Source organism: Streptomyces sp. NPDC037288 (assembly GCF_055603265.1).
On sequence record NZ_JBVJVY010000010.1, the window covers coordinates 208,468 to 215,447 of the forward strand.

The following is a 6,980-nucleotide window of genomic DNA, read 5'->3' on the forward strand; positions in this document are numbered from 1 at the left end:
TGTGTTGGCCTGCCCGGTGCTACGGCGAGGTGGGCGGGTGCGGGGAGCGGAGCACGAGCAGGGTGATCTCGCTGGGGGCGAAGACGCGGAAGGGCGGGCCCCAGAAGCCGGTGCCGCGGCTGGTGTAGAGGAGGGTGCGGGTGCCGTGGTGGCTGAGGCCGGCGACGGCGGGCTGGTCGATGCGGACGAGGTGGTGGAAGGGCCAGATCTGACCGCCGTGGGTGTGGCCGGAGAGCTGGAGGTCGATGCCGGCGGCTGCCGCCCGGTCGACGAACTTGGGCTGGTGTGCCAGGAGCAGGACGGGCAGGTCGGGATCGGCGCCGTTCAGGGCCCCGGCGAGGTGGGCGCGGTGGCCTGCCAGGCCGGAGGACTCGGCGGTGACGTCGTCCACGCCGGCGACCACGAGGGTGTCGCCTCCGCGTTCGAGCAGCAGATGGCGGTTGCGCAGCGGCTCCCAGCCCAGCTCGTCCATCAGGTCGACCCAGCCCTGGGCCTCGCTGTAGTACTCGTGGTTGCCGGTGACGTAGACACGGGCCCGGGTGGCCCGCACGGTTCCGAGTGGGGCGGCCTGGGCGCGGCGGCGTTCGGCCGTGCCGTCCGCGATGTCGCCGGTGTGGCAGACCAGGTCGGCTTCCAGGGTGTTCACCGTCTCGCACACCCGTGCCGACCAGCGGGCACGATCGAGCGGGCCGTAGTGGGTGTCGGTGATGAGGACGACGCGGAGGCCGTCCAGCCCGGCACCCAGTCGGGGCAGTTGCACGTCGAGTCGACGCACGCGTGGCACGCGGCGGGCCTCGGCGTACCCCCAGCCGAGCAGCACGGCGGTTGTGCCGAGGACGGCCCACGTGACGATTCTGGCCCGGTCCTGACTCTCGCCGACGCCGGCCACGGTCAGGGCGAGCCGCAAGAAGACGCCGAGCAGAACGGACCAGGTGAACAGAACCCAGCTGGTGCCCAGCAGGGTGTCACCGACGATCGCCGCCCGGTCCTGCTGACGCCGGCCGTGGCCGCGCACCATCGCGAGCGGCATGCATATCAGGCCGAGGACGAACAGGGCGGTGCCGGCAAGCGTGACAGGCAGCGGCCAGTGCTGGCCGGTGTACAGGAGCACCCAGCAGGGCACGGCCCACAGCAGGACGGGGGCGATCAGCGGGATGTAGCGCATCAGGCGGTGCAGTCGGCTCTGCCGCGCCGCTTGCGCTTCACCCTCGGCGGGCCGGGTGCTGCTGGTGTCGGTCACGCTTCCCCTCCCTGACAGGCTGCCGTCTCGCGCACTGTATCCGGTCGCCTTCGGGCCGGCCGGACCGGCGTTCATGAGCGTGGCCCCTTGGGGCGAAGGGTTCTCTACCGGATGGCAAGATCCCACCGCAGACACCTCCCTTGGCATCAGCCGCCATCAGGACGCTGTCCGCGGGCGCTGTTCATCCAGGCTGAGAGTGGCTATCACGGACGAGGGCTTCACGCAGGCCGCGGCGGGCGTCGGCGGCCAGGTCCGGGGTACGGACGAGCGCGTGAGGCACAGGGCGGCGGAGCCAGGCGGTGAGGAGTTCGCTGCGGCGTACGACGACGGGGCGGCCGGTGCGCGGCGGTGGCGCCGGGTGGCGGTGGGCGACCATCTCGAGACAGTGGGCCCGAACCCGGTGACTATGGACTGAGGAGGCAGAAAGTCGCCGATCCGGCGCGCTCCCACCGAGTGGGAGAGGAGAACGGCGTATGGGCGAAAGGGGCGTCTGACGGAAGGGCCGGGGCCGGCGCTTGACCGGTGCGGGCTCGTCACCTACCGGCCTGCTCGATCTGCTGAGCGTCGCCGCGGTGGTGCCGCCGTGGACCAGGCGACGGTGATTGCCGTCCGGACGCTGTCGCCGACGGGGCCAGGCCGGACGATGTTCAACGGGCATGGTCGGGCTGGGTGCGTGCTCCGGGTGAGGGCGGGGGCCGTCACACCTCCCGTCCTCACATCTTCGACGTTACGCCTGGATCCGTTCAGGTGGCCCGGCTGGTGCGGGCCGGGCGAGGACCTGGAGGCTGAGCCATGACGCCTCTCCTACCGGGCTCTGCTTCGCCGCCCGGGTACCCCGGTCAGGGGGAGCGATCGGGGTGTTTGCCGTGCCATTCGCAGAACAGGACGGTGGCGTCGTCGTCCAGTCGGCCGTCGTGGTGCTCGAGGACGGCGTGGATCAGGCGGCGCAGGGTCTCGGCGACGGGCAGGCCGTCGGCGTGCTGGCGGATGAGGAAGTCGGTGAAGCGCTCCAGGCCGAACAGCGCGCCTTGGGCGTCGCGGGCTTCGGTGATGCCGTCGGTGAACAGCAGCAGCCGGTCGCCGGGCTCCAAGTGGTCGACGCACACCCGGACGGGCAGGTCCAGGCCGGTGCCCATGGGTGCGGCCGGCGGGCAGCGCAGGGTGGTGGCCCAGCGCCCGCCGCGGATGACCACGGGCAGCAGGTGTCCTCGGTTGATCCAGCTGAGCTTTCCGGTGGTCAGGTCGAGGTCGGCGAGGATGCCGGTGACATAGCGGGTGTGGCCGAACTGCTCGGTCAGAGCTTCATCGATGGCCTGACTGGTGGCGGCGAGCGACGCGCCCGAGCGGCGGTGGCTGCGGCAGGTGGCCATGGCCAGGGACGCGGTCAGGCCGGCCGAGGTGTCGTGGCCCATGGCGTCGAAGATTTTCAGGTGCGCGGTGTCGCCGGCGATGGCGTAGTCGAAGGTGTCCCCGGCCACCCGGTAGGCGGGTTCCATCACGGCGCTGATCGTGACCCGGTCGTTGGCGAAGGTACGCGGCGGCATGAGCGCCCACTGCAGTTCCGCCGATGCGCCCATCTCCCGGGTCCGGGTGAGCCGGGCGTGGGAATCGCTGTTGCTCCGCTTGGAGACCAGCAGCAGTCCCGCCATCGACGCCAGCGCCTGCACGACGTCGTGGCCGGGCATTGCGGCCGTGCCGGGGAGCGGGTCGACGCGCAGGACGCCCAGGCGTTCGGTGCCGTCCAGTACCGGCGTCCAGCAGGGGCCTCCGGCGGGCGGTGCGGTGATCTGGAGTGTCTGGTAGGTGCGGCCGGCCAGGGTGCCTTCGATATGTGCCACGTGCCCGCCGTGGCCGGCGTCCGGCCCGACACCCGTGACCTCCCGCAGCACGTCCTCCTGCAGGTCCGCCACGAACAGCCGCGCCCCACCGGCGCCCACGTCCCGGGCAGCGGCGTCGAGCAGACCGGGCAGCTGCTCGAACGTCGCCCTGTGACTGACCTCCAGCAGTCGGCTCAGTACCCGCCCCAGCGCCGCGGGGTTCACAGGCACCGCCCCTCGTGGCGGCGCCCGCCCGTGCCGGCGACGCACGCTCGGGTCCTGCCCGCGGCGAGACCCAGGTGTTCGATCGGCGCCACGCGGTAGGGCACCCGCCGACGAAGCCCCGGCGTGCGGGGCGGCCGGCCACCGGTCGGCGCCGCGGCACTTGGCGCACAGGTCGGGACGCTCATGGTCGGGGCCGCAGTTCTGGGCTGGTGGGGGGCGGCCGGAGAGGTTGGTGATCAGTTCGGTGCACAGGTCGCGGAGTTTGACGTTGCGGTGCTGGGAGGCGGAACGCAGGATGTCGAAGGCTTCGTCGGCCGTGCAGCGGCGCTGGCCCATGACCACCCCGAGAGCCTGGTCGATGACCGAGCGGGAACTCATCGCCGTCCGCATCTGCTCGGCGAACGCCTGCGCGTCGGCGATGCGCTGGGCCAGTGCGATGGCGCCGGTGGCCTGAGCGGCCAGGGAGCGCAGCATGCTGAGATCGGCGTTCTCGAACGCGGCGGGCGGGGCGGCGTACAGGTTCAGCGCGCCGGCGGTGTGCGTACGGGCGGCGATCGGCAGGGAGAGCGAGCAGCGGATCCCACAGGCCACGGCGTAGGCGGGGTAGTCACCCCAGCGCGTCTCCCCGAGCATGTCGTCGACCAGGACTTCCGCGCCGGTGCGGGCGGACTGCAGGCAGGGGCCGTCGTCCTGACCGTACTGCTTCTCGTCCAGCTTCGGCGCCACCGGGCCGGCACTGACGACGGTGAGGGGCCGGTGCTCGCGTTCGATGGTGACACCGGCTCCCTCGGCACCGGTCAGCTCCACAGCCGCGTCGGCCAGCGTCTGGAGGAAGTCCTCCAGCGACTCTGTTTCCAGCAGCCACTGCATGACGGAGGCGCTGTCGTAGCCGTTGCCGGTGTTCACCAGAGGCTCCTTCGTGGGCCGACCGGCCTCGTCATGGGCGTCGTGTCGCCGTGCCACCGGGGCTACGGAGCCCAGTCTCCGAAGGAACGTCTCCAGCGCGGTCGCCGCCTCCACACCGGCACATCAGCCGGTGCGGCGTGACCTCACCTACAACCCTACAGAGCAGGGGGCCCTCCGGACAGGCGCATCCACAACACCGAGCCGCCATGGGATCACGGTCGCGGCCGCAGCGGCGGCCGTGGTGTCGGGGGCCGGCCGGTCAGGTCGGTGAGCAGACGGGCACAGACGTCGCGGAGCTTGAGGTTGGTCTCCTGGGACAGTCGGCGCAGCAGGTCGAACGCCTCCTCCGCGGTGCACCGGCGCTGTTGCATGAGGGAGCCTATGGTCTGGTCGATGACGCTCCGGGAGGCCAGCGCGGTCTGCAGGTCGCGGGTGAACTCCTCCGAGTCGGCCAGGCGCTGCGCCAGGGCGATGCCGCCGCCGGCCTGTGCGGCGAACGACACCAGCGCGTGCCGGTCGTCCTCGGAGAAGGCGTCGGGGTCCGCGGCGTAGAAGTTCAGCGCCCCGGCCGTGTGGCTGCGCACCCGGACGGGCAGGGACAGCGAGGACCGGATGCCCAGGTCGGCCGCGAACCCCGGATAGGAACCCCAGCGGGTCTCCTCCAGCGTGTCGGGCACGTCCACGATCTGCCCGGTCCGCAGCGCCCGCAGGCAGGGGCCGTCGTCCTGGCCGTACTGTTTCTCGTCCAGCTTGTCCGCCACGCCTCCGGTGCTGACCACGGTCAGCGGCCGTCCGCGCCGTTGCACCGTCACACCACATCCGTCCGCGGCCGAGACGCCGACGGCATCGTCGACGAGATGCTGCAGGAACTCTCGGACGGAGGCTGTCTCCAGGAGCCATTCGATCATGTCCAGGGTCCGCTGACTGTCACCAAACCGGTCCACTGCCTGTCACCTCCCACGGCAAGCCGTTCCATGGGCCGGGTCTCGCCAGTGCTGATACCCGCAGCTCCCGCGGTATCACGCGGCGGTCACGCCCTGTGCACCACGGCCACCTCGATGGTCGTCGTGCCGCCGTTCAGTCGCTCTCCGGCCGGAGCTTTCGCTGTGCCGTCGGGGCCAGGACGGCGGGCGGTGGAGGTGACGCGTGCCGCGGTACGGGCACGGCCGAGTCGACGGACGCGGTTCACGTGTTGGCGAGTCGCTCGGGGTGCCCCCCCATGGCGCAGCGCGCCTGTATGTCGGGGCTGTCGAGGAGCCGGGCCGGGTAGCCGGGTCCGGTCCGCACCGCGACGTCCTGTTGGTGCAGTGGTTCACCGCAGGAGGAGCAGACGACCTTGGCGGGCATTGATCGCGGCGAGCGTAACCTCGCGGCTCGAATGAGGGGCTCGACGACCTGGCCGCTTCGCGGCCTGTCGTACCACGTGTCCGTCGTCGGGCTCCGGGCACTCGGCCCGGGAACGGGACCCATGAGGAGGAACAGTGCTGTTGTCATTCCTGGAACCGCTCTTCGACCGCACCGGCCCCTGGGGCACCGTGTATTTCGACCCTGGTCAGAACGACGAGGCGGCGGCGAAGCGGCGTGAACTGTCCGTGCGGGAAGCATGCGCGAGCCTGGAGGAGCAGGGCGCTGACGCGGCGACCACCCAGGCGGTGCGCGACGCCCTGATGAGCATCAGCCCCGCGCAGGACCCGGCGGGGCGGGTGGTCTTCGCCGCCGGAGGTGAAGTGGTGCTCAGCCATCGTCTTGCCCGGCCGCCGCAGGGCCAGATCGCCTGCTGGGCCGCTCTGCCTCGCCTGACGCCGCTGCTGGAACTGTGCGGTCAGGACCCGGTCTGTCTCGTGGCCTACATCGATCGGACCGGTGCCGACTTCGAAGTGCGCGGGGCGGCCGGCCCGCAGGACGCCGGGCAGGTCGAGGGGCGGCAGTGGCCGGTTCACCGTACGGCCTCGGCCGACTGGTCCGAGCGGCATTTCCAGCTCAAGGTCGAGGACACCTGGGAGCACAATGCCGGCGAGATCGCCGAAGCACTGAGCTCGGCGTACGAGGAGTGCCGTGCCGACCTGGTCGTCCTGGTCGGTGACCCCCGCGAACGGCCTGCCGTGCACGAACGGCTTCCCGAGGCTGTCCGCCGGGTCACGGTGGAGACCGAGCACGGCGGCCGCGCCGCCGGTTCCTCCTCCGCAGTGCTCGAAGAGGCCATCGAGCATGCCCGGCAGGAGCACACCCGTCACCGCTTCGAGGAGGCGCTCGACCGCTTCCGTGCCGGACGGGTGGGCACGGACAGGCCCACGGACGCGGTGGAAGGCGTCCCGGCCCTGGTGGAAGCCGCCCGGGAGCATCGCATCGACACGCTGCTCATCCGGCCCGACGGGGCGGATCTGGCCCGTGAGACGTGGGTGGGCGGCGAGCCTGACCGGGTCGCGACGCGGCGGAGCGACGTACAGACCCCGGGCGAGAGCGATCCGGTCGCGGTACGGGCCGACGACGCGCTGCTGCGGGCGGCAGCCGTGACCGCCGCCGACGTACTGATCATTCCCCCCTCCGGTGGGGACGCTGCGGAGGATGTTCCGGCAGGCGGTCTGGGCGCGCTGCTGCGCTGGACGTACGAGCCGACTGCCGTGTGACGACGGCGGAGTACGGAGAAGGAAGAGGAAGTGTCGGACATGGAGCGAGGCAGCAACCCCGTCAGCCCTCGATGGCGTCCCGCTTCGTGGTGTAGCCGATCAGTGTTGGGGCGTGCGCCCCGGGGCGTGTGTCGATAGGGATTCCGCTCCCTGCCCGGCAGGCGG

Annotated in this window: 6 protein-coding genes; 2 read left to right on the plus strand and 4 right to left on the minus strand. The window is 71.7% G+C overall.

Annotation, left to right across the window (positions count from 1 at the left end; all coding sequences use genetic code 11):
- Positions 1-19 precede the first annotated feature (19 nt).
- Entirely contained in the window at positions 20-1,240 is a 1,221-nt protein-coding gene (locus tag ACZ7GZ_RS15335) for a metallophosphoesterase (RefSeq protein WP_471024364.1), read from the minus strand.
- Between the two features lie 196 nt (positions 1,241-1,436).
- Between ACZ7GZ_RS15335 and ACZ7GZ_RS15340 the strand changes: the two genes are divergently transcribed.
- Positions 1,437-1,655, plus strand: coding sequence for a hypothetical protein (locus ACZ7GZ_RS15340; protein WP_471024365.1), 219 nt, complete (start codon positions 1,437-1,439; stop codon positions 1,653-1,655).
- Positions 1,656-2,079: 424 nt separating this feature from the next.
- Here the strand turns inward: ACZ7GZ_RS15340 and ACZ7GZ_RS15345 are convergent, their stop codons facing one another.
- From ACZ7GZ_RS15345 to ACZ7GZ_RS15355, 3 genes are all read right to left on the minus strand, one after another.
- Positions 2,080-4,188, minus strand: a complete 2,109-nt coding sequence (locus tag ACZ7GZ_RS15345) for a SpoIIE family protein phosphatase (RefSeq protein ID WP_471024367.1) — start codon at positions 4,186-4,188, stop codon at positions 2,080-2,082.
- Between the two features lie 212 nt (positions 4,189-4,400).
- The gene (locus ACZ7GZ_RS15350) at positions 4,401-5,096 is read right to left on the minus strand and encodes a GAF and ANTAR domain-containing protein (RefSeq protein WP_471024368.1); all 696 of its coding nucleotides are present in this window, start codon (positions 5,094-5,096) and stop codon (positions 4,401-4,403) included.
- A gap of 277 nt (positions 5,097-5,373) precedes the next feature.
- Entirely contained in the window at positions 5,374-5,535 is a 162-nt protein-coding gene (locus ACZ7GZ_RS15355; RefSeq protein WP_471024369.1) for a hypothetical protein, read from the minus strand.
- 134 nt (positions 5,536-5,669) lie between these two features.
- On the opposite strand from ACZ7GZ_RS15355, the gene ACZ7GZ_RS15360 reads away from it, so the two are divergent.
- Positions 5,670-6,815 carry a baeRF2 domain-containing protein gene (locus ACZ7GZ_RS15360; RefSeq protein ID WP_471024370.1) on the plus strand — a complete coding sequence of 382 codons (1,146 nt, stop codon included), beginning with the start codon at positions 5,670-5,672 and terminating at the stop codon, positions 6,813-6,815.
- Positions 6,816-6,980: the final 165 nt, after the last annotated feature.